28 protein-coding genes and 2 pseudogenes are annotated in these 23,010 nt (G+C 58.9%); 14 read left to right on the plus strand and 16 right to left on the minus strand.

Annotation, left to right across the window (positions count from 1 at the left end; translation table 11 throughout):
* Window positions 1-38 precede the first annotated feature (38 nt).
* Window positions 39-359 (minus strand): I78 family peptidase inhibitor, encoded by a 321-nt coding sequence (locus AB5I78_RS18820; protein WP_106580536.1) that lies wholly within the window; start codon window positions 357-359, stop codon window positions 39-41.
* Between the two features lie 143 nt (window positions 360-502).
* The gene (locus AB5I78_RS18825) at window positions 503-808 is read right to left on the minus strand and encodes a hypothetical protein (RefSeq protein WP_145165847.1); all 306 of its coding nucleotides are present in this window, start codon (window positions 806-808) and stop codon (window positions 503-505) included.
* A 157-nt stretch (window positions 809-965) separates the two neighbouring features.
* Between AB5I78_RS18825 and AB5I78_RS18830 the strand changes: the two genes are divergently transcribed.
* Window positions 966-1,178 (plus strand): hypothetical protein, encoded by a 213-nt coding sequence (locus tag AB5I78_RS18830; protein WP_032886978.1) that lies wholly within the window; start codon window positions 966-968, stop codon window positions 1,176-1,178.
* 33 nt (window positions 1,179-1,211) lie between these two features.
* On the opposite strand, the gene AB5I78_RS18835 is transcribed toward AB5I78_RS18830, so the two are convergent.
* From AB5I78_RS18835 to AB5I78_RS18865, 7 genes and pseudogenes are all read right to left on the minus strand, one after another.
* The gene (locus tag AB5I78_RS18835; protein ID WP_106580533.1) at window positions 1,212-2,240 is read right to left on the minus strand and encodes a nucleoside hydrolase; all 1,029 of its coding nucleotides are present in this window, start codon (window positions 2,238-2,240) and stop codon (window positions 1,212-1,214) included.
* Window positions 2,241-2,266: 26 nt separating this feature from the next.
* A complete protein-coding gene (gene rbsD / locus AB5I78_RS18840; protein WP_145165845.1) occupies window positions 2,267-2,671 on the minus strand; it encodes a D-ribose pyranase in 405 nt (134 codons plus the stop codon).
* Entirely contained in the window at window positions 2,668-3,585 is a 918-nt protein-coding gene (gene rbsK / locus AB5I78_RS18845) for a ribokinase (RefSeq protein ID WP_369301006.1), read from the minus strand. Before rbsK ends, rbsD begins: the two co-directional genes overlap by 4 nt.
* 23 nt (window positions 3,586-3,608) lie before the next feature.
* A pseudogene (locus tag AB5I78_RS18850) lies at window positions 3,609-4,630 on the minus strand (LacI family DNA-binding transcriptional regulator).
* A 3-nt stretch (window positions 4,631-4,633) separates the two neighbouring features.
* Window positions 4,634-5,611 carry an ABC transporter permease gene (locus tag AB5I78_RS18855; RefSeq protein ID WP_145165842.1) on the minus strand — a complete coding sequence of 326 codons (978 nt, stop codon included), beginning with the start codon at window positions 5,609-5,611 and terminating at the stop codon, window positions 4,634-4,636.
* Complete coding sequence (locus tag AB5I78_RS18860) at window positions 5,608-7,161, minus strand: sugar ABC transporter ATP-binding protein (protein ID WP_145165841.1); 1,554 nt, start codon at window positions 7,159-7,161, stop codon at window positions 5,608-5,610. The genes AB5I78_RS18855 and AB5I78_RS18860 overlap by 4 nt, the downstream gene beginning before the upstream one ends.
* A gap of 57 nt (window positions 7,162-7,218) precedes the next feature.
* Entirely contained in the window at window positions 7,219-8,178 is a 960-nt protein-coding gene (locus tag AB5I78_RS18865; protein ID WP_145165840.1) for a sugar ABC transporter substrate-binding protein, read from the minus strand.
* 496 nt (window positions 8,179-8,674) lie between these two features.
* Here AB5I78_RS18865 and AB5I78_RS18870 point away from each other — a divergent pair, with 496 nt between their 5' ends.
* From AB5I78_RS18870 to AB5I78_RS18880, 3 genes are all read left to right on the plus strand, one after another.
* On the plus strand, window positions 8,675-9,763 hold the full coding sequence (locus AB5I78_RS18870) for an asparaginase (protein ID WP_369301010.1): 1,089 nt from the start codon (window positions 8,675-8,677) through the stop codon (window positions 9,761-9,763).
* A 155-nt stretch (window positions 9,764-9,918) separates the two neighbouring features.
* On the plus strand, window positions 9,919-10,170 hold the full coding sequence (locus AB5I78_RS18875; protein ID WP_369301012.1) for a DUF1654 domain-containing protein: 252 nt from the start codon (window positions 9,919-9,921) through the stop codon (window positions 10,168-10,170).
* Window positions 10,171-10,174: 4 nt separating this feature from the next.
* Window positions 10,175-10,864 carry an endonuclease gene (locus tag AB5I78_RS18880; protein ID WP_124418031.1) on the plus strand — a complete coding sequence of 230 codons (690 nt, stop codon included), beginning with the start codon at window positions 10,175-10,177 and terminating at the stop codon, window positions 10,862-10,864.
* 31 nt (window positions 10,865-10,895) lie between these two features.
* On the opposite strand, the gene AB5I78_RS18885 is transcribed toward AB5I78_RS18880, so the two are convergent.
* A complete protein-coding gene (locus AB5I78_RS18885; protein WP_369301436.1) occupies window positions 10,896-11,261 on the minus strand; it encodes an SPOR domain-containing protein in 366 nt (121 codons plus the stop codon).
* 262 nt (window positions 11,262-11,523) lie between these two features.
* Here AB5I78_RS18885 and csrA point away from each other — a divergent pair, with 262 nt between their 5' ends.
* From csrA to AB5I78_RS18900, 3 genes are all read left to right on the plus strand, one after another.
* A complete protein-coding gene (gene csrA, locus AB5I78_RS18890) occupies window positions 11,524-11,718 on the plus strand; it encodes a carbon storage regulator CsrA (RefSeq protein ID WP_003192511.1) in 195 nt (64 codons plus the stop codon).
* Window positions 11,719-11,927: 209 nt separating this feature from the next.
* Window positions 11,928-12,191 (plus strand): hypothetical protein, encoded by a 264-nt coding sequence (locus tag AB5I78_RS18895; RefSeq protein ID WP_145165837.1) that lies wholly within the window; start codon window positions 11,928-11,930, stop codon window positions 12,189-12,191.
* A gap of 94 nt (window positions 12,192-12,285) precedes the next feature.
* Complete coding sequence (locus AB5I78_RS18900) at window positions 12,286-12,582, plus strand: hypothetical protein (protein ID WP_369301013.1); 297 nt, start codon at window positions 12,286-12,288, stop codon at window positions 12,580-12,582.
* Between the two features lie 37 nt (window positions 12,583-12,619).
* Here AB5I78_RS18900 and AB5I78_RS18905 read toward each other — a convergent pair whose 3' ends face one another.
* Window positions 12,620-13,297 carry an HAD family hydrolase gene (locus tag AB5I78_RS18905; protein ID WP_369301015.1) on the minus strand — a complete coding sequence of 226 codons (678 nt, stop codon included), beginning with the start codon at window positions 13,295-13,297 and terminating at the stop codon, window positions 12,620-12,622.
* A gap of 215 nt (window positions 13,298-13,512) precedes the next feature.
* On the opposite strand from AB5I78_RS18905, the gene AB5I78_RS18910 reads away from it, so the two are divergent.
* The 5 genes and pseudogenes from AB5I78_RS18910 (at window position 13,513) to AB5I78_RS18930 (ending at window position 17,215) form a co-directional block, all read left to right on the plus strand.
* Entirely contained in the window at window positions 13,513-14,283 is a 771-nt protein-coding gene (locus AB5I78_RS18910) for an alpha/beta fold hydrolase (protein WP_369301016.1), read from the plus strand.
* Window positions 14,284-14,394: 111 nt separating this feature from the next.
* Window positions 14,395-14,655: a DUF2790 domain-containing protein gene (locus AB5I78_RS18915; protein ID WP_145165834.1), complete on the plus strand. Its 261-nt coding sequence runs from the start codon at window positions 14,395-14,397 to the stop codon at window positions 14,653-14,655.
* 43 nt (window positions 14,656-14,698) lie between these two features.
* Window positions 14,699-15,369, plus strand: a pseudogene (locus AB5I78_RS18920) (heavy metal response regulator transcription factor).
* Window positions 15,366-16,766 (plus strand): heavy metal sensor histidine kinase, encoded by a 1,401-nt coding sequence (locus AB5I78_RS18925; protein ID WP_369301017.1) that lies wholly within the window; start codon window positions 15,366-15,368, stop codon window positions 16,764-16,766. Before AB5I78_RS18920 ends, AB5I78_RS18925 begins: the two are co-directional and overlap by 4 nt.
* Before the next feature lie 203 nt (window positions 16,767-16,969).
* The gene (locus AB5I78_RS18930) at window positions 16,970-17,215 is read left to right on the plus strand and encodes a hypothetical protein (protein WP_145165831.1); all 246 of its coding nucleotides are present in this window, start codon (window positions 16,970-16,972) and stop codon (window positions 17,213-17,215) included.
* A 15-nt stretch (window positions 17,216-17,230) separates the two neighbouring features.
* On the opposite strand, the gene pcp is transcribed toward AB5I78_RS18930, so the two are convergent.
* The 5 genes from pcp to AB5I78_RS18955 form a co-directional block, all read right to left on the minus strand.
* Window positions 17,231-17,875, minus strand: a complete 645-nt coding sequence (pcp, locus tag AB5I78_RS18935; protein ID WP_369301018.1) for a pyroglutamyl-peptidase I — start codon at window positions 17,873-17,875, stop codon at window positions 17,231-17,233.
* 8 nt (window positions 17,876-17,883) lie between these two features.
* Window positions 17,884-18,834 (minus strand): DUF979 domain-containing protein, encoded by a 951-nt coding sequence (locus AB5I78_RS18940; RefSeq protein ID WP_145165829.1) that lies wholly within the window; start codon window positions 18,832-18,834, stop codon window positions 17,884-17,886.
* Complete coding sequence (locus AB5I78_RS18945; RefSeq protein WP_242195166.1) at window positions 18,831-19,547, minus strand: DUF969 domain-containing protein; 717 nt, start codon at window positions 19,545-19,547, stop codon at window positions 18,831-18,833. Before AB5I78_RS18945 ends, AB5I78_RS18940 begins: the two co-directional genes overlap by 4 nt.
* 241 nt (window positions 19,548-19,788) lie before the next feature.
* A complete protein-coding gene (locus tag AB5I78_RS18950; protein ID WP_369301020.1) occupies window positions 19,789-20,214 on the minus strand; it encodes a GNAT family N-acetyltransferase in 426 nt (141 codons plus the stop codon).
* Complete coding sequence (locus AB5I78_RS18955; RefSeq protein ID WP_369301021.1) at window positions 20,181-20,618, minus strand: ROK family protein; 438 nt, start codon at window positions 20,616-20,618, stop codon at window positions 20,181-20,183. The genes AB5I78_RS18950 and AB5I78_RS18955 overlap by 34 nt, the downstream gene beginning before the upstream one ends.
* Window positions 20,619-20,845: 227 nt before the next feature.
* Here AB5I78_RS18955 and AB5I78_RS18960 point away from each other — a divergent pair, with 227 nt between their 5' ends.
* A complete protein-coding gene (locus AB5I78_RS18960; RefSeq protein WP_369301022.1) occupies window positions 20,846-22,246 on the plus strand; it encodes an MFS transporter in 1,401 nt (466 codons plus the stop codon).
* Entirely contained in the window at window positions 22,243-22,440 is a 198-nt protein-coding gene (locus AB5I78_RS18965; RefSeq protein WP_145165826.1) for a hypothetical protein, read from the plus strand. Before AB5I78_RS18960 ends, AB5I78_RS18965 begins: the two co-directional genes overlap by 4 nt.
* The last annotated feature ends 570 nt before the right edge of the window (window positions 22,441-23,010 follow it).

Raw genomic sequence — 23,010 nt, forward strand, 5'->3', positions numbered from 1 at the left:
CGGGGTTTTTTATGGGAGCTACAAAAGTGCCGAGGTTCTTAGCCGCAGTTGACTCGCGTGATCACCAGATTGTCATCGGTGTTCAGGTTCAGGCGGTCGGAGCGGTATTCCAGGGTGATCATGTCATTAGGCTTGAGGATACGTGCGTTCTGCGCACCGGCACGTGTACGCGCCTGCTCCAGCAACTGGGGCGAGGCTTTCTGGCCGATCGCGAACTCGGCGGCCTTCGCCTCACAGCGGCTATGACCGGCATCGGCCACGGCGGCGTCTTTGGCTGGCTCAGAGGTACCCGGGGTGCTGCAACCCGCCAACGCGAATGCTGCCAACAAAGTACCGAATGATGCGAGCTTCCAAGGCATGAAGCCTCCTATGATAAAAATGGACAGAGATCGTGCGACAGCGATCTGGGGGATTGGTTTCAAGACGTGAATCGCCCGCAGGCAAGTCTGCCTGACTCAGGCCGAGCATTCGCTCGGTCAATCGTCACCAGATATGAATGTATTCAGTAGATGTCGATGTAGTCGAACGGCGGCTTCGGCCAGTTCTGCTTGAGCGCGTTGAATATCTGCATGACCCAGACTTCATCACTGGCCGCTACGTTACCGACATAACCGGAGCCTTTGGCCCAGGTCTCAAGGCGAAACAGCAAGCCGGCGATATCAGTGCCGCCCACCACGCCTGACGAGATGTAGGCAATCCCGGCCTTGGTCACCCGCAGCTGGGTATGCTGGTCATCGCTGGCGCTGGCCAGCAACTGACGAACAGCCTCCAGCGTCAGGTTCTCGGGGTTGTTCAAATCGATCTGCACCTGGCGTTCCCCGGCAATTAAACAGGGCCACAGTGTCGCACAGCACATGCCTCATGCCTAAGTAGCAGTGCCAAACGCTACCCAAAAATGGTTAACTGCGCCGGTAAAAGCCGCGTTTTAGCGCACTGCCCAGTACTTTCAACCCCGCGAGACACCCATGACCACTGTTACCCTCCAAGCCGACATCAAAGCCAAGTGGCCCCAAGGACAAAGCTCCTACAGCCCCGGAAGCCCGGAGGAGTTGGCAATCATCGGAATCGACCTGCTGGTCAAGGAACTCGGCACTCAGGCTGCACAGGCCTTCATCGGCCAGGTATTCGAAAAATACCCGGCCGATCACATGGGCGCACACAACCCCGAGCGCGAATAAGAACCGGCCGACGAACGCCGACCGGCACACACATTACTTCAGACGCGCCAGACGCTCGGTCAGCAGATCGAAGAAGCCCTGAGCATCGCCGTTCTCGACCCAGAAGGCATTCTTCGGCTGCTTCAGGCCATCGTACCAATCGACAATGGTCTGGCCGAAGGTCGGGCCTTCACGGCTGTCCACCACCACATTGACTTCACGGCCGCTGAACAGCTCAGGTTTGAGCAGGTAGGCAATAACGGTGGCATCGTGAACCGGGCCGCCTGGAATGCCGTAGTGCTCCATGTCGCCTTTGACGTATTCATTCAGAATATCGCCGACGACTTTGCTCGCGTTGTTGTTGATATCGGCGATTTGCTTGAGGCGCGCCTCACTGGTCAACACCTTGTGGGTGACGTCCAGTGGCAGGTAAGTCAACTTGACGCCGCTTTTGAGCACGACCTCAGCCGCGATAGGGTCGGCAAACAAGTTGAATTCGGCCACTGGCGTGATATTGCCGCCGTTGAAGTGCGCACCGCCCATCACCACCACTTCCTTGATGCCTTGGGTGATTTCCGGAGCCTGGGTCAACGCCAGCGCCAGGTTGGTCTGTGGGCCGAGCATGGCGATAGTGATGCTGTGGGGCTTGGCGGTGCTCAGGGTTTTGATCAGGTAATCAACGGCATTGCCTTCGGCCAGGCCTTTTTTCGGCTCGTGCACGGTAACGCCCGAAATACCCTCTTTACCGTGAATATTCTCGGCGTAGATCGGCGTGCGCAGCATCGGTTTTGGCGCCCCTGCGTACACTGGAATATCCTCACGCCCCGCCCATTCGCGGGCCAGGCGCGCATTGCGGGAGGTTTTGTCGAGGCGCACGTTACCGGCGACGGTGGTCAGCGCACGAATATTCAATTCCTGTGGAGAGGCCATTGCAAACAGCAAGGCCACTACATCGTCAGCACCCGGGTCGGTGTCGATGATCAGGTCGATTTTTTCCGCCGCGTGGGCGCTGGCTGCTGTGAGCGCGGACAAAAGCAGGACACTCCGAAACAGGTTTTTCAGGGATGGAAGACCACGTTGCATGAAACACTCCTTGTCGTAGGAAATCTCTAGAAAGTTACGCCGGACACCAGCGCGATATTGCAATAAGGCTGGCACTCGCCGGTGCGCACGACGGCGCGAGCCTTGCGGCTCAGTTGCTTGAATTCTTCGTGGCTGACCAGGCGTCGCTCGCCCAGGGCTGCCTGCTCGGTCAGGGTGTTGAGCGCAGTGAGTGCAGGCGGTTGCTTGAGCAGGATTTCTTCGGCCAGCACGTGGCTTTCCACCTGCATCTCGCTGAGCACAATGCGCAGGGTGCTGATGAAGTCAGGAATACCTTGGGTCAGCGCCAGGTCGATCAGCTCGACACCCGGCGGCACGGGCAAGCCGGCATCGCCGATCACCAGGACGTCACCGTGACCGAGAGACGCAATGACACGCGACAGGGCAATATTGAGCAGCGGTGTCTTTTTCATAAGGGCACAAAACCTTGAACGTCGTGCAGCGTGGGAATAGAGGGTTGCGCACCGGCGCGAGTCACAGATAGCGCTGCGGCCACCTGACCAAAGCGGATGGCCTCGGCTTCGCTCTTGCCATTGGCGAGCGCGGCGGCAAACCCGCCGACAAAGGTGTCGCCCGCCGCCGTGGTGTCCACCGCCTTGACCTTGGGCGCCACCAGATGCTCAAAGCCTTGGCCATCGGCAAACAATGCGCCCTGGGCACCGAGGGTAATGATGACCTTGCCCGCGCCTGCCTTGATCAACTGCGTCGCAGCGACCTTGGCACTGTCGAGAGAGTCGAGCGTCACGCCGCTCAAGGCGGCGGCTTCACTTTCATTGGGAATCAGGTAGTCAATCGAGGCATACCATTCGGCCGGCAAAGGGCCGCTGGCGGGTGCCGGATTGAGGATCACCGTCTTGCCCAGTTCACGTCCGCGCTTGAGGGCCTGGCCTACCGTGTCCATCGGCGATTCCAGCTGGCAGACGATGACATCGGCGGCCTGCAACACTGCGTCAGCCCGTTGCAACGAGGCTGGCGTCAGCGCACCGTTGCCGCCGGCCACGATCACAATTGCGTTCTGGCTGCTGTCATCCACCACAATCAACGCCACGCCGCTGGAGCCGTCTACCGTGCTCACGGCCTGACAATCAATGTCCTCCACCACCAGCGCATCACGCAATTGGGCGCCGTAGGCATCAGTGCCGACACAGCCGACCATCGCCACATCAGCGCCCAGACGCGCAGCAGCCACTGCCTGGTTGGCGCCCTTGCCGCCGGGGACGGTAGAGAACGTTTGGCCGATCAGGGTTTCACCGGCACGCGGCAACCGACTGGCGCGGGTGACCAGGTCCATGTTCAAGCTGCCTATTACCACTACTTTTGCTGGCATACATCAGTACTCATCAATTCGGTTCAGCGGTATTGGGCGAACACACCGGCGACCGGCGCCGTCGACTCACGCAAAACAATACTCGGCGTCACGATACGTTGAACGATCGGCAGTTGGGGGTTGCAATTCTTCGCAGCAAAAGCTCGGCCGCCGTTTCGCCCAGTTGCACGATCGACTGCCCGACCGTAGTCAGCGCCGGGTACACGTAACGGCCCATTTGAATATCATCGAAACCAATCACCGACAATTCGCCGGGCACGCGAATATTGCGCTCTGCCGCAGCGCGCAACACGCCGAAACCGATCATATCGTTACTGGCAAAGATCGCGCTCGGCGGATTGTCCGACAGCAACTGCACGGCTGCGGCATACCCGCCGATGCTGGTGAAGTCGCTCTCTTGAGTGCGATTGGCCGCTACTTGCACACCCGCCTCACGCAGCGCCCGGTGATACCCCGCCAGACGCATTTGCGCCACGCGGGTGTGGCCGGGGCCACCAATGCAGGCGATGTCGCGGTGACCGAGTTCAAGCAAGTGCCGGGTCGCCAGGTAGGCGCCCTCCTCGTGGTCGATGCGCACCAGATCGACATCGATGCCATCCAGCGCACGGTCGACGATCACCATGGGCGTGCGCACTGCGCTCAAGCCAGCGGCAAGGCCACTGTCGTCGCCCCCTACCGAGGTCACGATCAAGCCGTCGATGCGCTTTTCGAGCAACACGCGCAAGTAGCTGCGCTGTTTTTCAGCGTTGTCATCGGAGTTGCAGAGGATCACGCAATAGCCATTACGCTCGCAGTAATCCTCGATCCCGCGGGCCAACTCGGCAAAATACGGGTTGAGGCTGTTCGGCACCAACAGGCCGATGGTGGCGGTGGTCTTGGCCTTGAGCGATCGCGCGACCGCACTGGGCACATAATCGAGCTGCTTGATTGCCGCTTCGACCTTGATCCGCACAGGCTCACTCACCGGCCGCGTCTTGTTCACCACATGGGACACGGTGGTGTAGGAAATACCCGCAAGCGCTGCCACATCCTTGATCGTCGCCATGGTTCAGACTCGCCGGCTGGCGCGCTGGCTGCGATAAGTGTCGAGGACCACGGCAATCACGATCACAGCACCGGTGATGATGCGTTTGGTGGGCTCCGTAGCACCGATCTGCGCCAGGCCAGCGGCCAGTACCGAAATGATCAACACGCCGAAAAAGGTGCTGATAACCGAACCGCGTCCGCCCATCAAGCTGGTGCCGCCGATCACCACAGCGGCGATCACCTGCAGCTCCAGGCCGGAGCCGGCATTCGGGTCCGCCGCTTCCAGGCGCGAAATCTGGAACAGTGCCGCCACACCGGCCAACAGCCCCATCAGGCTGAACACCAGGATTTTGTACGGCTTGGGATTGATCCCGGCCAGGCGCACGGCCTCTTCGTTGGTGCCGATACCGATCAGGTAGCGACCAAACACCGTGCGCGTCAACACCAACTGAGCGGCAATGATCACCAGCAAGGCAATGATGAACGACGGCGAAATTCCGAAGGCAATCGGGTTCGACAGCCAGGCAAACGAATCACCAATATAGGCGGTGCGCGAGCCGGTCATTTGGTACGCCACGCCGCGCGCCATCTCCAGCACGCCGAGGGACACAATAAACGAGGGGATTCGCCAGGCCACAGTAATCGAGCCGGTGATGGTGCCTGCCACTGCCGCACAGCCCATGCCCAGCAGCGCTGCCGGCAGCACGCTCCAGCCCCAGCCGAGAATCGCCACACTGACCGCCGACGCGGCCAATGCGAGCACCGAGCCAACCGACAGATCGATGCCGCCGATAATCAGGATGAACGTCATGCCCACCGCCAACACCATCAAGTCCGGTATCTGGTTGGCCAGGGTGCTGAAGGTGTCATAGGACAGGAAGTGATCGCTCAACACTGAGAACAGCGCAATCATCGCCAGCAAGGCGCCAGCCAGCCCCAGGTAAGTGCCCAGGCCGTAAAAGTTGCCGCCGGTTTTACCCGGGGAAGTTGTGGTTTTCATGGGGTATCCCTAAGCGCTGCGTCGTTGAGCAGCGCGTCACGTTTTTGGTAGCCGGCAAAAGCGGCGGCGAGCAATTCGTCCTGGGTCCAGCTGTCGCGCTCGAAGGTTTCGATCAGGCGCCCGGCGGACAGCACACCGATGCGGTCACAGATCAGCATCAGCTCACGCAGGTCGCTGGACACCACCACCAGCGCTTTGCCCTGGCGCGTCAATTCGCCGAGCAAGGCATAAATGTCGAACTTGGCGCCGACGTCGATGCCTCGGGTCGGCTCATCGAACAGCATCACCGCGCAATCGCGCTCCAGCCAACGGCCGATCACGACTTTCTGCTGGTTACCGCCCGACAGCTCAGACACCAACTGCGCAGGACTGGAGCTGCGGATGCGCATGGCGTCGATCTGGCGCTTGGCCAAGGCGGTTTCGTCGCGGCTGTTCACCACGCCGCCGCCGGAAATTTCCGGCATGTTGCCCAAAGCAATGTTGGCGCTGATCGACTGGGTCAACAGCAGGCCTTCGCCCTTGCGGTCTTCGGTGATCAGGGCAATGCCATGGCCCACCGCATCCACCGGGGAACGAATGCTCACCACCTGAGCCGGCGACCCCAAGGCGACAGTGCCGCTGTCCGCCAGGTCCGCGCCGAAGATCAGGCGCAGCAGCTCGGTGCGGCCGGCGCCGATCAGGCCGGAGATGCCATAGATCTCCCCGGCGCGTACTTCAAAGGACACATCACGCACCTTGTCCGAGCGGGTCAGCCCTTTCACGGTCAAGGCGGGGCCGCCGATAGTGCGCGGGCCCAGGTCGATCTGTTCACCCAGCTCGCGCCCGACCATCAGGGTGACCAGTTGCTCACTGTTGTAGTTGGCCATCGGCTCGACGCAGACCAGTTTGCCGTCGCGCAATACCGCAATACGCTGGGCAACACGGGCCAGCTCTTCGAGCCGGTGTGAAATATAAATGATCGCCACGCCCCGAGCCTGCAGGCGGGTGATTTGTTCAAAGAGCATTTCGACTTCACGCGCGGTCAGCATCGCCGTGGGTTCATCGAGGATCAGTACGTGGCAGTCGCCGATCAGGTTGCGGGCGATTTCGACCATCTGCTGATGGCCAATGCCCAAGGTGCCAACCAGGGTATCCGGGTCGATCGCATCCAGGCCGACCTGAGCCATGGCTTCGATCGCGGCTTTGCGCAGCTGTTTGCGGCTGATCCATCCACACTTGCTGGGCAGGTTATCCAGGAACAGATTTTCGGCCACGGTCAGTGTGGGCAGCAGGTTGAGCTCCTGCATGACCATGCGCACGCCCAGCTCTTCAGCCTGGGTGCGGCTGCCGGGACGGTAGTCCTGACCATTGAACTGCATATGCCCGGTGGTCGGCGTGACCAGCCCGCCGATGATTTTCGACAGCGTACTTTTACCTGCGCCGTTTTCACCGGTCAGCGCCAGCACTTCCCCACGATTGAGCGTCAGGGTGATGTCGGACAGAACCGGTTGGGCATAGGTCTTGCCGATACCGCTGACCGAGAGGACAGCGTTCGGGGCGGAAGATGACATAGGAAAATCTCCAGGCGCCCACTCAGGACGAGCGGGCGCTGTTGGGTGCTGCCAGGATTACTTCTTGAGGACGAGTTCGACCGGGGTTTCGATCACACCGTCTTTGGCATCGACTTTCTCACCCTTGACCAGCTTGAGCGCGTTCTGGATACCGAACACGGCTTGCTGGGCGGCAGCCTGGTCAGCGGTCGCAAGCACACGGCCATCTTGCAGCATTGGTTTGATGGCTTCGATGTTGTCGTAGCCTACGACCAGCACTTTGCCGGCTTTGCCCGCAGCGCGCACGGCAGAGACAGCGCCCAAGGCCATGTTGTCGTTACCCGCCAACAGTGCCTTGAGGTCCGGGTATTCGCTCAACATGGCGGAGGCGACTTTCTGACCCTGGTCGATTTCCCAGTTGCCCGACTGAGTGGAGACGATCTTCATGCCGGCCGCGTCCATCGCGTCCTTGTAGCCTGCGGTGCGCTGCTGCGCGTTGGTGGTGGTCGGGACACCTTCGATGATGCCGACCTTGTCACCCGCGGCCAGTTGCTTGGCCAGGTAGTCACCGACCAGCTTGGAGCCTTTACGGTTATCCGGGCCTACGAACGGAATATCGAGGTTTTTGCTTTTCAATACATCCGGATCAAGGCGGTTGTCGATGTTGACGACCTTGATGCCCGCATCGGAAGCTTTCTTCAACACGGTGACCAACGCCTTGGAATCAGCCGGAGCAATCACGATGGCGTTTACTTTGGCGAGGATCATCTGGTTGACGATATCGATCTGCGCGCTGGTATCGGTTTCGTTCTTGATCCCGTTGGTGATCATGTCGAAATCACCGGCGTGGTCTTTTTGATACTTCTTGGCGCCGTCCTGCATGGTCACGAAGAATTCGTTGGCGAGGGACTTCATCACCAGGCCGACCTTGGGTTTGGCGGCGGCGTCATCGGCAAAAGCAGAGGAAAGGGGCAGAGCAGCGGATGCAGCGGCAAGCACAGCGACAGCAAGAAGACGTCCAGCAAATGGCAGCTTCATGGGTTCACTCCGATCTTATGATTATTGTGAGCAACGCTTGCACGGCAGACCGTCTCGCAAACGTTTGCGTTAGTCAAACTATGAGAACCTTGTCGAGATTTGTCAACGGGTGAAAAACGCCTTTCATCCAAGCCCATTGCTACCTGCCATTGCGCCCCATTCGGTGGATGCGACTAAACATCGCCCTCGCCCGCCCGTTCTCTAAAACGACAGCCTGTGAGACTCATGTCATACGCAACCTGTCGATATGCCCTGATGGCTTTCGGACAACCGAACACGATACTGCCTCCCCGTTCGGAAAGCCGGACGTGTGCTTTTTCATGTCCTCTGGGATATCTGTAAATAGTGTTTTAAATCAACACCTTAATTTATAGGCACGAACACAATCAGCTTGGTACAAATCCTGCTCTTTCCTGGCACCTCGTGGCGTTCAGAACCGCCCGGGTGTTCTAGATGAACCTGCGACCGCACTCATCAAAAACCAGAGAGAAAAATAATGAAATCTGCACTGAAGTCTTTTGTTCCGGGCGCACTCGCCCTCCTGCTGCTGTTCCCCGTTGCCGCTCAGGCAAAGGAAGTTGAAACCAAGACCAAACTGTCCAATGTGGTGATCCTTGCCACCGGCGGCACTATTGCCGGCGCTGGCGCCAGCGCTGCCAACAGCGCCACTTATCAGGCGGCCAAGGTCGGCATCGAGCAATTGATCGCTGGTGTTCCTGAGCTTAGCCAGATTGCCAATGTGCGCGGCGAGCAAGTGATGCAAATTGCGTCCGAAAGCATCAACAATGAAAACCTGCTGCAACTGGGTCGCCGTGTTGCCGAACTGGCCGACAGCAAGGACGTCGACGGCATCGTGATTACGCACGGTACCGACACCCTCGAAGAAACCGCCTACTTCCTTAACCTGGTGGAAAAAACCGACAAGCCAATCGTTGTGGTGGGCTCGATGCGTCCGGGCACCGCCATGTCGGCGGACGGCATGCTCAACCTGTACAACGCCGTCGCCGTCGCTGGCAGCAAAGATGCACGCGGCAAGGGCGTGCTGGTCACCATGAACGATGAGATCCAGTCGGGTCGTGACGTCAGCAAGATGATCAATATCAAGACCGAAGCGTTCAAGAGCCCATGGGGCCCATTGGGCATGGTGGTTGAAGGCAAATCCTACTGGTTCCGCCTGCCGGCCAAGCGCCACACCCTGGATTCTGAATTCGATATCAAAACCATCAAAAGCCTGCCGGACGTTGAAATCGCTTATGGCTACGGCAATGTGAGCGACACCGCCGTCAAGGCCCTGGCTCAGGCTGGCGCCAAAGCCATCATCCATGCCGGCACTGGCAATGGTTCGGTGTCTTCCAAGGTCGTCCCTGCCCTGCAGAAACTGCGCAAACAAGGGGTGCAGATCATTCGCTCGTCCCACGTGAACGCCGGCGGTTTCGTGCTGCGTAACGCCGAACAGCCTGACGACAAGTACGACTGGGTGGTTGCCCATGACCTGAACCCGCAGAAAGCGCGGATCCTGGCGATGGTTGCGCTGACCAAGACCCAAGACAGCAAAGAGCTGCAACGGATGTTCTGGGAATATTGATTTCTGATAACACTGTGGAGGCGGGTTTACTCGCCTCTATCTTCCCTTGAAACTTCCCCGCCACAACTCCCCGCGCAAGTCCTGAGTTTTAAGCAGTTGCGAAATTCCTTATAGTTAAATACTGTATACACATACAGCAAACTAAGGAATGCTCCGTGGCAAAGTCCTCTTCCGCAACCACAACCCCGCCTGACGCTTACGCACGCTTGGCCGTTCGTGTGCAAAAAATCATCAACTCGACCAATGCCCAGAAAGCCAAGGCAGCCTTGATCTTCCGTTTACCCGAAGAGCCCGAAGATGAATGGGCGCGCTTGCTGGAAGAAATTGCGGAGAACGACAACGTGACCCTCGCTTATCGGGACGACGGTGGTGTGCAGATTTTCTGGGTTGTGCCGAAGGAAGATTGATTCAATGAGTGTTCGCTTTACTGCGTTGTTTTGTCTGTTTTTTGCCATTACTGCCAACGCCCAGGCGCCTCGAACCTTCAGCGAAGCCAAGAAAGTTGCCTGGAAGCTCTATGCGCCACAATCCACAGAGTTTTACTGCGGCTGCAAATACACCGGCAACCGGGTGGATTTAAAAGCCTGCGGGTATATTCCACGCAAAAATGCCAACCGTGCCGCACGCATCGAATGGGAGCATATCGTTCCAGCCTGGCAGATCGGCCATCAGCGTCAATGCTGGCAGAACGGTGGACGCAAGAACTGTACGCGCCGCGATGATGTATTCAAGCGTGCAGAGGCCGACTTGCACAACCTGGTGCCTAGCATCGGGGAGGTCAATGGTGACCGCAATAACTTCAGTTTTGGTTGGCTGCCGGTACAAACCGGACAGTACGGCTCATGTTTGACCCAAGTGGACTTCAAGGCAAAAAAGGTCATGCCGCGCCCGTCTATTCGCGGAATGATTGCCCGGACCTACTTTTACATGAGCAAACAATATGGCTTGCGCCTGTCGAAACAGGACCGCCAACTATATGAAGCCTGGAACAAGACTTACCCGGTACAAACCTGGGAGCGCCAGCGCAACCAGACCGTGGCCTGCGTGATGGGGCGGGGCAACGAGTTTGTCGGCCCGGTTAACCTGAAAGCCTGCGGTTGAAGGCGGGAGGAACTCCCGCCCGGTCTGTTGGTTACTGTGCAACCTTGTGTTCAATCACCTGGGACTCGGTGTCATTTTTCTTGGCGCGGGCCAGTTTTTCGGTCAGTTGCGCCTGCTTGGCTTCGGCTTCGGCCTTACTGGCGAACGGCCCCAACAGGACATCGTCCTTGCCGTCTGTTTTCACGATATAAAAATTAAACCCATGTTCCAGCAACCAGGCAGTCAAGTCAGTGATTGCCTGGAGCTTGTGGTCCGGCGGGCCGACCCACACATCCCATTCCTGAGCGGCAATCGCGCCGGTGCCTGGCTGGCTTTCAGTCACGGCAGGCTTGGCCTTGGGCGCTTCGACAGGTTTGCCTTCACCGCAACCGGCCAATGCCAACACCGCAATTGCCATCGCTACTTTACGCACTGCCCTGCTCCTTTGAGGATAAAGAGGCAACTTTATCATTCACTGTCTATTCTGGCCGTCATAAACGTTGGCTTAAACAATGCGAATGATGTATCGCAGACCTGTATGATGCCGCCATGGGAATTAATGTCGCCTCTATGCGTCCTAAAAGAGGCAGTCACAGGGAAGCGCTTAGCAGTAAGCTACACACATCCGACATCTGCCCTGTCTGAAACATGTGTCCTTAAAAGTAATCAAGGAGAAGTCCATGCTTATACTCACCCGCAAAGTCGGTGAAAGCATAAACATCGGTGATGACATCACGATCACCATTCTGGGCGTCAGCGGCCAGCAAGTACGAATCGGCATCAACGCACCCAAGGACGTTGCCGTGCATCGCGAGGAGATTTACCAGCGTATCCAGGCTGGCCTGACGGCTCCGGACAAAAACCAGACTCCTTGACGCACTCTCAGTAGCCAGCCCTTTCGTTCACTGTAACGGCTGGCGAAGACCCTTAAAGGCTGCTCGAGTCTCTTGCGTGAACAGCACGCTTTGCGCCTTGCGCTTCGCCCCAAGATGAAACTGTCTTGACGACTTGAACTTGTTGCGTAATCCACAGCCGAATCTTCTGACTCTTATCCTGCCGTCCGAGTGCATTCAGGAGCACGTCGATGAGGCACGCCGCCCCCAAGCCCCTCGTTTCCAAGTCCTGGTGGATCGTCCTGCTGATAGGGCTGGTCTTCGTGACGCTGGGTTATGGCCTGAGATACGAAATTGAAAGTAGCAGTGCCTCCCATGGTAGCTCTTGGCCTGATCTGGCGCTGTTTCTGTGCGGTTACCTGTTTGCGTTCTGCCTCAAGCCTATTCAGAAGGCGATTCTGCGCAAGTTGTGTCAACGCGCCGCGCAACGAACGCACCACAAAACTGCACGATGACGCCTCCTTGCGGGCTATCAGATCACCGGCATTTACAGTGTCGCAGCAAGACCTATGCTTGGGCTTGCACGGTCAGTATTAAGGGCTGAAACAGATGGATACCCTGAGTAAATCCGAAATTGAAACTGCGCTGGCGGCCCGCCTGCCCAGTTACACAATCGCCTGCACACTGCACGCTGACGGCACATTGTCGGCTGTTCTCAGCGGCCCTGAAACCGACCACTTTGCAATCACCGGTATCGTGCGCGCGCACTATCGCGGCCCAGAAGCGATAGCCCGGCTGGCGAACGAAATCCTCAGAGAAATGGTGATGTCCCGACAGGGCCTTCGCAGCAGCCGACTGCAGGCCCTACCGGAAAACAGCGTAAGGTCAGACCGACCCGGCAGCTGATGAAATCAGGAGCGATAACAGGTTTGGCTTTCGTGTATCAAGCCACGGCGATCGATAAACTCAGCAACCCGTCATCATTACGATGCACGCGCACGCGCTCATACCCATGAATCGACGCATGTACCGTGACCATGGGCTGCAAGTGCGTCGAGGTCACGACTACCACGTCAGCCCCCGCCGCCTCCGCGGCGCGAATCCCCACCGTCGCATCCTCGAACACCAGGCAGTCCTGCACCGGTACGCCCAGACGCTGCGCACCCAGCACATAACAAGCCGGATCCGGTTTGCCGCTGGCGACATCCTCGGCCGTCACCAGCACTGCCGGCGGCGCAATGCCCGCCGCTTGCAGGCGGCGCAACGCCAACTCCCTGGGGGCAGACGTGACCAGCGCCCACTGACCGCCAGGCAAACTGTTCAGAAACTCGACAGCGCCTGGAATCGCGACGACACCCTCGACATCGTTGATTTCCGCCTCGGTTATCCACTGCGCTTCAACTTCAGCGTCCACGCCTGGCAATGCCTGCCGGGTGATCGTATCAATGGCTCGTGCGCCGTGAATGGTACTCAGAAAAGCCGCCACCTCCAGGCCGTGGCGTTCAGCCCAGATACTCCAGACCCGTTCGGCGGCGGCGATAGAGTTGAGCAAGGTCCCATCCATATCGAATAAAAAGGCGCGGTAGCGTTGGGTAAATGCGGCTGGACCTTGAATAGACACTGCGGGGTTTCCTTTTTATCGCTGACAAATGCTGACCCCGATGCAATCTACGGATCACGTCAACACTTGTAAACGTTGCAGAGCACTGCCCTCCCCCTTTGCATTACAAGCTTGTAATGAAGCTGTAAGTCTTGTCAGCACCCTCACTTCATACAGTGGCGTCGCCAGTCACCCACACCGGGTGACACACCTGCACACTGATGAAGGGCCGCACGATGAAACCTGCAAGCACACTCTGCCTGATCGCCGCCAGCTTGTTGATGCTGGGCACCGGTACCGCCATGGCTGGCACCGTGGCACCGATCAAAGCCAACAACGTGGTCCTGGTGCACGGCTCCTGGGCGGACGGCTCGAGCTGGTCCGAGGTGATCACCCGTCTTCAGGCCGCCGGCCTGCATGTCACCGCCGTACAGAACCCGCTGACCTCGGTGGCCGATGACGTCGCCGCCACCAACCGCGTACTCGATCAACAGGACGGTCCTACCGTCCTGGTCGGCCATTCCTACGCCGGCACCGTGGTCAGCGACGCCGGCGCGAACTCGAAGGTCAGCTCTCTGGTGTATGTGGCAGCCCGCGCGCCGGACGCCAATGAAGACTTTGTCGCGCTCTCCGCCAAATACCCGAGCATGCCGGTGCGAGCCGGCGTTGAAGAGCACGACGGTTACCTGACCCTGCACCAGGACGCTTTCCTGAAGTACTTCGCCGCCGACGTGCCCCGCGCCAAGGCACTGGAGCTGTACGCCGTACAACAACCGATTACCAAGACGCTGTTCAGTGGTCGCACCGTGAATGCCGCCTGGCACACCAAGCCGTCCTGGTACGCCGTGTCGAGCAATGACCAGACCATCAACCCGGAGCTGGAACGCTTCCTCGCCAAGCGCATGAACGCCACCACCATCGAGCTGCCTTCGAGCCACTTGTCGTTGGTGTCCCACACCAAGGAAATCACCGACCTGATCCTCGAAGCGTCCGGTCGCCAGCCTTGAATCCGTTGATTACGAACTTGTCATGATCCTGTTGGTTGGCTGTTTGGGGCGCCTGGTTACTGTGAACTCACTGCCAATCCCGGCAGCCGACCTTTTAAGAGAGCTACTGCCATGAAACTGTTTATCCTGGGCTTCGCCGCGCTGCTTGCCACCGGTTCCGCATTTGCCGCCGACACCTCTTCCGCCAACAACGTGATCCACGACAAGACCGGCTTCTTCGTGCACCTGGACGTCGACAAAGTGCTGTCGAGCACCGACACCTACGGGCAGTGCGGCATCGTCCCTGCCCGCCTCGATTACCTCGACCACCAGGGCCGCGAACATGTGCTGGACTACCAGGTACAGGGCATCGGTTGCGCCAGTGACAATTGATCGGGCTACACTTGCGCCACGCACAGAATCAGGGCACTTCCCCATGAGTATCCTTGTAGTCGAAGACGAACCCAAGGCCGGCAATTACCTGCTCAATGGGCTGCAGGAACTGGGTTACTCCGTGAGCCTTGCCCGTGACGGTGTGGACGGGTTGCACCAGGCGCTGGAAAAGTCATTCGACGTGATCGTGCTGGATGTGATGATGCCGAAAATGGACGGTTGGGAAGTGCTGCGCCGACTGCGCAAGGAGGCCGACACGCCGGTGCTGTTTCTCACCGCCCGCGACGACATTGCCGACCGCATCAAGGGCCTGGAACTGGGTGCCGATGATTACTTGATCAAGCCGTTCTCCTTCGCCGAGCTGGTCGCGCGTTTGCGCACCTTGACCGCCGCGGCCCGAGCCGCGAAGAAGAACAGCTGCACATCGCCGACCTGCAGATCGACGTGCTCAAACGCCGCGTCACCCGCGCCGGCGCGCGCATTACCCTGACCAATAAAGAGTTCGCCCTGCTGCATCTGTTCGCGACCCATCAGGACCAGGTGCTGTCACGTTCGATGATCGCCTCGCGGGTCTGGGACATGAACTTCGACAGCGACACCAATGTAGTCGACGTCGCCGTGAGGCGCCTGCGCCTGAAAATCGACGACCCGTTCCAGCTCAAGTTGATCCACAGCGTGCGGGGCATTGGCTACCGCTTCGACACCCAGCCATGAACAACCGCCGCCACTACTCGCTGACCCTGCGCCTGGCGCTGATCTTCGCCCTGCTCGCCTTTGCCCTGCTGGCCACCCTGGGCGTGGCGCTGTACCGCGAACTTGAGCGTGAACTGATCAAGCGTGACGATGCCGCGCTGATCTATCGCGCCGACCAGTTGCGCGACCTGCTCAACGACAGCAACACCCTGGACCTGATCAAGACCAAGCCGGAGCTGTTCCGGAACATGCTGGGCAACAGCGAGTCGGTGCTGAGTATCGCGGCGCCGGGGCAGAAGCCGTTATTGCTGGTCAACCCGGGCAACATTGAAATGCCGAACGTAACGCCCGTGCCAAAGGACCATGAACTGGGCTTTTCCGACGTGCACCACTTACCTGGAGTGAACGGCGTACCCTTCGCCACCGTCGCCGCCTCCATTGATTCCGGAGACCTGGGAAGCCTGCAAGTCACCACGGGACGCTTGATGACCGAACGTACCGCCATGCTTGCCAGCTATCGCCTGAGCGTATTTATCCTGGCCAGCATCGCGGCGATTATCCTCGCCTTGGTCGGTTACCTGCTGGTGTACCGAGGCCTGCTGCCGCTGCGGCGCCTGGCCACACACGCGCAAGGCGTCGGCGTGGGTAACCTTGCCGAACGACTCGACAGCCACGGTGCGCCGAAAGAACTTCTGCCGATGATCGACTCTTTCAACACCATGCTCGAGCGGCTGGCCAAGGGTTTTGTGCAACTGGGCCAGGTGTCTACCGACATGGCCCACGAACTGCGCACGCCGATCAACAACCTGCTGGGCGAAACCCAGGTCGCGCTTCAGCAGAGCCGCAGCATCGAAAGCTATCAGCAATTGCTGGCCTCCAATGTCGAAGAGCTCGAACGCCTGGCACGGATGCTCGACAACATGCTGTTTCTCGCCCGCACCGATCCGGCCAGCGCCTTGCGCCAGCGCCAGGAGCTGAGTGCAGCGGATGAAGTGCAACGCATGGCTGATTACTTCGAAGGGTTGGCGAGCGATGTGAATATCAGCATCCTCGCGCAAGGCGAAGGCGTGATCTGGGCTGAACCGATGCTGCTGCGCCGGGCGCTGGCAAACTTGTGTGCCAATGCCATCAAATACGGCGCCCCCGGTTCGGAGCTGGTGATTCAAGCCACGCCAAATGCCGAAGGCATCCGCCTGAGCGTCAGCAATCAGGGAGAGACCATCCCCGCCGAACACCTGCCCAGGCTGTTCGAACGGTTTTATCGGGTGGACGAATCGCGGGAACGCTCGGCCCAGTCCAACGGGCTGGGTTTATCGATCGTCGCGACCATCATGCAGCTGCATAACGGCCGCTACAGCGTCACCAGTGAAAGCGCATTGACATGTTTTGAGCTGATTTTTCCGAAGCGGGAACACTGAGCAGTGCGTGCCAGAACCCTGGTGTTATTTTGCAAAGTTTTGTAGGTCGCAGCCGTTCCCATCTGCCTCTACTCTTGCCCAGAGCGCTCTCTCAGATCATTCAAAACAGGTGTCACGCTTTGGAGAACAAACAGCATCAATCAGGCGGGACGAACACGCTGACTCAGGGTAGAGCCGGTGCAGGTAATAACGGAGATTCTGGTATGGAAAAACGCTTGGGTTTACTGGAAAAAGGGCTGGCTGACATGAAAGAGAAGCTGATCGCCGTTTCGAACAGGGCAGAAGCCATTGAAAGGCACTCCACCACCCATGAAAAACACTATGCAACCCGCGCGGACCTGGCAACCACAGAGCTGAACCTGATCAAATGGTATGTGGCCACTGCGTTCGCGATGACGGGGTTGGCCTGCGCCATTACTTTCGGGCTGACCCGAGCGTTGGCCGGTTGAGGCAAGCCTGGCAGGTCAACTGACCTGCCCACCGGTTTGCACGATATCCACCTGCGTATCCCACGCCGTCTGTAGCGCAACCCGCAAACCTTCAACCATTGTCACCAGTGCCATAGAGGGCTGCGCCGCACCAGAGACCTGATCCGGCAGGCTTGGGGGTACGTGGATAAAGCCACTGCGTATCGCCGTGCCGGCCAGGGCATGCTGCAATAGGTAAAACACCTGATTACACACAAAGGTCCCCGCCGTCTGTGATACCGACGCCGCGATCCCGGCCTCGCGCACAGCCTTGACCATCGCTTTGATCGGCAAGGTCGTGAAGTAGGCCACCGGCCCCCCGACCACCACTGGGGTATCGACCGGTTGGGCCCCCAGATTGTCAGGGATGCGTGCGTCGTTCACGTTGATTGCCACGCGCTCCATGGAGAAATCGCTACGGCCGGGGGCGAGGCCTGTGGCAATCACCATCACCGGGTCAAATTCGGCGATCAACCGCGTCAGGCACGCCCCCGCCGTGGCAAACGCACAGGGCAGTCGACGCGCCACAATGTGCACATCTTCGCTCAGTCGCACGCCGTCCAACTGGCGCGATGCCTCCCAGGACGGGTTCATCAGGTCCTGGTCAAAGGGCTCGAAGCCCGTCAGCAACACAGTTTGCATTTTTGGCCTCACATCAACAGGTAGAGCAGCACGATATTGACCACCAGCATCATCAACGCCGTCGGCAGTTGAGCCTTGATCACCGCGTTCTTGTCCGGTAACTCCAGCAACGCCGCCGGGACGATATTGAAGTTGGCAGCCATGGGCGTCATCAACGTGCCGCAATAGCCGGAGAACATGCCGATTGCCGCCATCACCGCCGGGTTGCCGCCATACACGCCCACCAACACCGGTACGCCGACACCGCCGGTCATCACCGGAAACGCCGCAAAGCCGTTACCCATGATCACCGTGAACAGCGCCATGCCCAGCACGTAGACCATCACCGCCACCAACTTGAAATCAAGGTTGATGTAGGTAGTGGTGACATGCGCAACGGCCGTGCCCACTCCGGCTTCATTGAACAATAGCCCCAGCATTGCAAGCATCTGCGGCAATACCATGGCCCAGCCGAGGGCCTCGGTCAGGCGCCGGGATTCACGCAAGGCTTGCACCGGAGTATCGCGGGTCAGCCAGCAAGCCAGGCCGAGGGCGATCAGACAGCCGATGCCCAAGGATACAAAGGTGGTGTTTTTCGGGTCCAGCAGCGGTACGCCGCCGATCTCGGTGTGTTTGAGCAACACCGAACCAATCACGGTGGTGAGGGGAATGGCCAGCGCGGGAATAAACAATTTATGCCCCAGGCGCCCGGCACTCGCGCGGGAGGCCTTGTCATGCAGTTCGGCATGCTTGCCGCGGCCGACGCCACCCAAGCCTGCGATCAGCGCCATCACCACCACGCCGACACCAATGACCACCGACGGCAAGCGCTCCCCCACCAGGAATGGAACGGCAAACAAGAGCCAGAACAGCGCGGTTGACCAGCGTTTAGGGTGGGTTCGATCCAGCAGGATCATTCCTGCAGTTATCAGCAATAGAACACCGGCAAGCCAGTACAGGTACTCAATGGAGATGATCATTGTGCAGCCTCCACCGGCGTGGCGGCGGGCGTCATCTCGCGCGTAAGCCTGCGATCAAACCGGTGCAGGCGAATGGCGTGGATGATAAAGGCGCAAATCGCCGTCGGAATGCCCCACACCGCAATGTGCAGTGGCTCCACATCAATCCCCGAACCCAGCAGGAAGGTGTGCATCAACGCGATCGCACCAAAGGCGACAAAGATGTCCTCACCGAAAAACAGCCCGACGTTATCGGTTGCCGCACACATGGCCAACACTTTGTGGCGCAACGTATCCGGCAGTTTGCCGTAGCGCTTTTCCGCCGCCCCTTCGGCCATGGGCGCCAGCAACGGCCGCACCATTTGCGGATGCCCGCCCAAGCTGGTCAGGCCCATGGCGGCGGTGGACTCGCGCACAAACAGGTAAATGATCAACAGGCGCCCGACCGTGGCTCGCTCGAAACGCGCGATCCAGTTTTGTGCATGCAAGCGCAGGCCATGGCGCTCCAGCAGGCCAATAACAGCCAGGGGCAATAACAGGATCAGTTGCAGCGCGCGGGTCTGAAGGAAACCATCACCCATGCTGGCGAGAATTTTTTCCAGCGGGAAGTGGGCAGCCAGCCCGGTGGCAATGGCGGCGGCGGTGACCACCAACAGCGGATTGAAGCGCAAGACGAAGCCAACCACGATGACAAGTACGCCGATCAACGGCCATAGGTTCACAACAGTTTGCATGACGAAGAGGTCCTTGAATGCGCGCTGCGGCGCCATTACAGCAGGATGTGAACAAAGGGTTCACAGCATGAAAGTGGCATGCAGCTCGGCGCGGTTTTTATTGTTGACCCGATAGGTCGAGCGTCAGTGGCGGCAACTTTGCTGCCTGGGGGCGGGAGGTGTCCAACAAGAAAAATTGTTGCTGCAAACCAATAAATTTTGTGGGTGATTGGCGCCGGGCGATCCGGCGCCGTACGAAAATTCAGCCGAGGCGTTTCTGGAAAAAGTGCCGCTGGTGACCCGCCGGGTAATCAGCGATATGGCCAAATTCACTGAAGCCCAGCTTTCGATAAAACCCCGGTGCCTGGAAGCTGAAGGTGTCCAGCCAAATCCCGACACACTCCCGCTCACGGGCCAGCTCTTCGGCGGCGCGCATCAACCGCGTGCCGGTACCTTGGGTACGCATCTGATCCGGGATGCTCAACAGCTCAATGAACATCCACCCATAGGAAATTTTTCCATAAAGGCCACCGACAACCTCTTGTGTAGCGGGGTCTCGCAACAAAATCCCGATGGTTTCGAACGCCATGTTGCCCGTGTGACTGAGGTTGTACGCCCTCAGCGGTTTGAGGATGGCCTCACGCTCCTGCGCCGTTACGTCGAACGACACTTCCATTGCCACTTCCATAGCGTGCTCCCTGGTATGAATTGAGTCGGCGACCAGTATGCAGGCTTACTGCGGCTTGACCAGCCTCGTAATCCGGGCTGATCTGCGCCAGGATCATCGAGGCTGCAGCCCCCAATGGCACTGCGTCCTGCCCAGCGGCCCCAGGTGCTCCAACACCCTTGGTTACCCCAGGAACACGCCTTGCCACCCGGAATCACCATCATGTGCCCGATCTCACCAGCATTGTGCCAGTGGCCGGAATACCGGCGGTTATCCAGGTACAAACCGGCACCGAGACCGCTGCCGATAAACAGGTGCACAAAATTCGTCAGCTCGCTGGCGACGCAATAGAGGCGTTCAATTGTGATTGATCGCCGCGCGGCACGGCTTGCGAAGGCCTGTTGCCCAGCGTGCCGACCGCACATGCGCTACTGGAACCCTTCACGATGATTCAAGGGTTCTATGTGAGTGCAGTGCAGCTGGCTATGACGCGCGGGCGCAATCCGGATCAGCCGCGGAATTTGAAGAAGGTGACGCAGACGCGGTAATTCGAGCGTGCGGGCCCAGGGCTGACCCGGTATTGTCGAGTGCGATCGACCTTCACTGAAAAAGGCCAACACCGGTGACATCATCCGTTACACCTGTTTCAAGCGTGCAAACCCGTTTGATCGCCCTGGTGGTCGCCGTGACCTTTTTCATGGAGAACCTCGATGCCACCGTCATCGCCACCGCCTTGCCCACCATGGCGTCCGCGTTCGGGGTCACGGCGGTCGACATGAATATCGGCATCACCGCGTACATTCTTGCCGTAGCGATCTTCATCCCGCTGTCCAGTTGGATCGCCGACCGTTTTGGCGCACGCCGGGTGTTCGCCGGTGCGATCATTATCTTCACCCTGGCTTCGCTGCTTTGCGGGTTGAGCCAAAGCCTTGAGATGTTCGTGATCGCCCGTGTGCTGCAAGGCGTGGGCGGCGCGCTGATGGTGCCGGTGGGGCGCCTGGCGGTGCTGCGCAATACCGACAAAAAAGACTTGGTGAACATGATTGCGGTGATCACCTGGCCCGGCCTGGTCGCGCCAATTCTAGGGCCGTTGGTGGGTGGTTTGATCGTGACCCACGCAACGTGGCCGTGGATTTTTTACGTAAATCTGCCTCTGGGAGTGCTGGCCCTCGTTGCCGCATTGTGGCTTGTGCCCAAGGGGCGCGAGGCCAGCGTACGGCGATTCGATGCCAAAGGCTTTGTGCTGCTGGCAGGTGCGTGTGTGGCAGTGCTGGGCGGGCTGGAATGGCTGGGCAACCAGACCAGCGAAACGCTGATCCCGGGTTTTGTACTGGTGGCCACGGGCACGTTGCTCGCGGCATGGGCCGTGCATCATTGCCGCCAGCATGCCGAACCGTTATTACCGCTTCAGACCCTGTCCATCGGCACCTTTCGCGTGAGTATTCTTGGCGGGTCGCTGTTCCGTCTCGCCATCAGCGCCCTGCCCTTTCTACTGCCCCTGTTGTTTCAAGTGGGTTTTGGCCTTTCTGCGGTGGATGCCGGCTTGCTGGTGCTGGCGGTGTTTGCCGGCAACCTGGTAATGAAACCCTTCACGACGCCCATCATGCAACGCTTCGGGTTCCGCCCGGTGCTGCTGGTCAATGGCGCCATTGGCGTCGCATTGGTTGCGGCCTGTGCCTTGTTCACGGTGCAAACGCCCTTACCGCTGATAGCGGCCGTGCTGTTCGTGGGTGGGCTGTCACGGTCGATGCAGTTTACTTGCTACAACTCAATCGGCTTCGCCGACGTCCCCAAGGCGCGGATGAGCGAGGCGTCGGCGCTGTTCAGCATGGCGTTCCAGCTGGCGATGGGTCTGGGGGTCTCCATGGCGGCGCTATTGTTACGGGCGTCGATGGCTGTGCAAGGGCACGCCGTGCACGCGGCCGTCGGGGACTTTCGGGTGGCCTTCGTGGGCGTGGCGCTGCTTGGGCTCGTGGGATTGATTGACGTGTATCGTTTACCGATGGGCGCCGGCGAAAACGTGCTGAATCGCGCTAAAACGACGGGACCGTGAAGAATCCTGTTCCAGACCTATACTCACTTGAGCTGTTGCGCGTTTTGCGCACCGCTCACGGCAGTATTGCCGACCAAGAGGTAGCCGCTATGTACGCAGGACAAATGAATATGACGACAACAAATGGTGAAATACGCTGCCAGATGGTTGTTCAAATCATCTGCCTTTTGTCGGTTGCCACGCTGTTCTGCTGACCCATCAGTACTGCCTGCCTTTCAACCTCCGCCGCGTATAACCGCGCGGGGGCCGCATTCGCGCTGAAGATCTTAAATAATAGGCCTCAAGGGCTTGAACACCCCGCCAGAACATTCAAGGCCTTGGCGTATCGGGCCAGACGCGCGCCTAGCTCAACAAACAGGCGAAAGCCGAAAATAAAGCCGACAACGACAAACCAGACGGATAAATAGGTGAGCTTCTCCGCGCCGGTCGAATCGCGCCCACACCGGTATCGGCTATTTTGAGTAAACCTCAATCACATCGGCGCAGCGTGTGATCAGCACCGATGCACTCAGGGCGATTCGAATAAGAAGGCGGGCGCCGAACGGGGCGTGGGTAAATCGCAGACAACAAAAAAGGGCCCACCTTTCGGTGAGCCCTTCTAGACCGCCCAGCAGAGCGGATTTTGTTTGGTAGGCGCGATTGGACTCGAACCAACGACCCCCACCATGTCAAGGTGACCCCGAAACAGATGTAAGTCTTTGACACACAAGGAAAACATACCATTTTTCTGTGCATCCATAACAGCCAATACTCTCTATAAAAAT

It is taken from the genome of Pseudomonas sp. N2-3-1-14 (assembly GCF_041228395.1).
Classification (GTDB): domain Bacteria; phylum Pseudomonadota; class Gammaproteobacteria; order Pseudomonadales; family Pseudomonadaceae; genus Aquipseudomonas.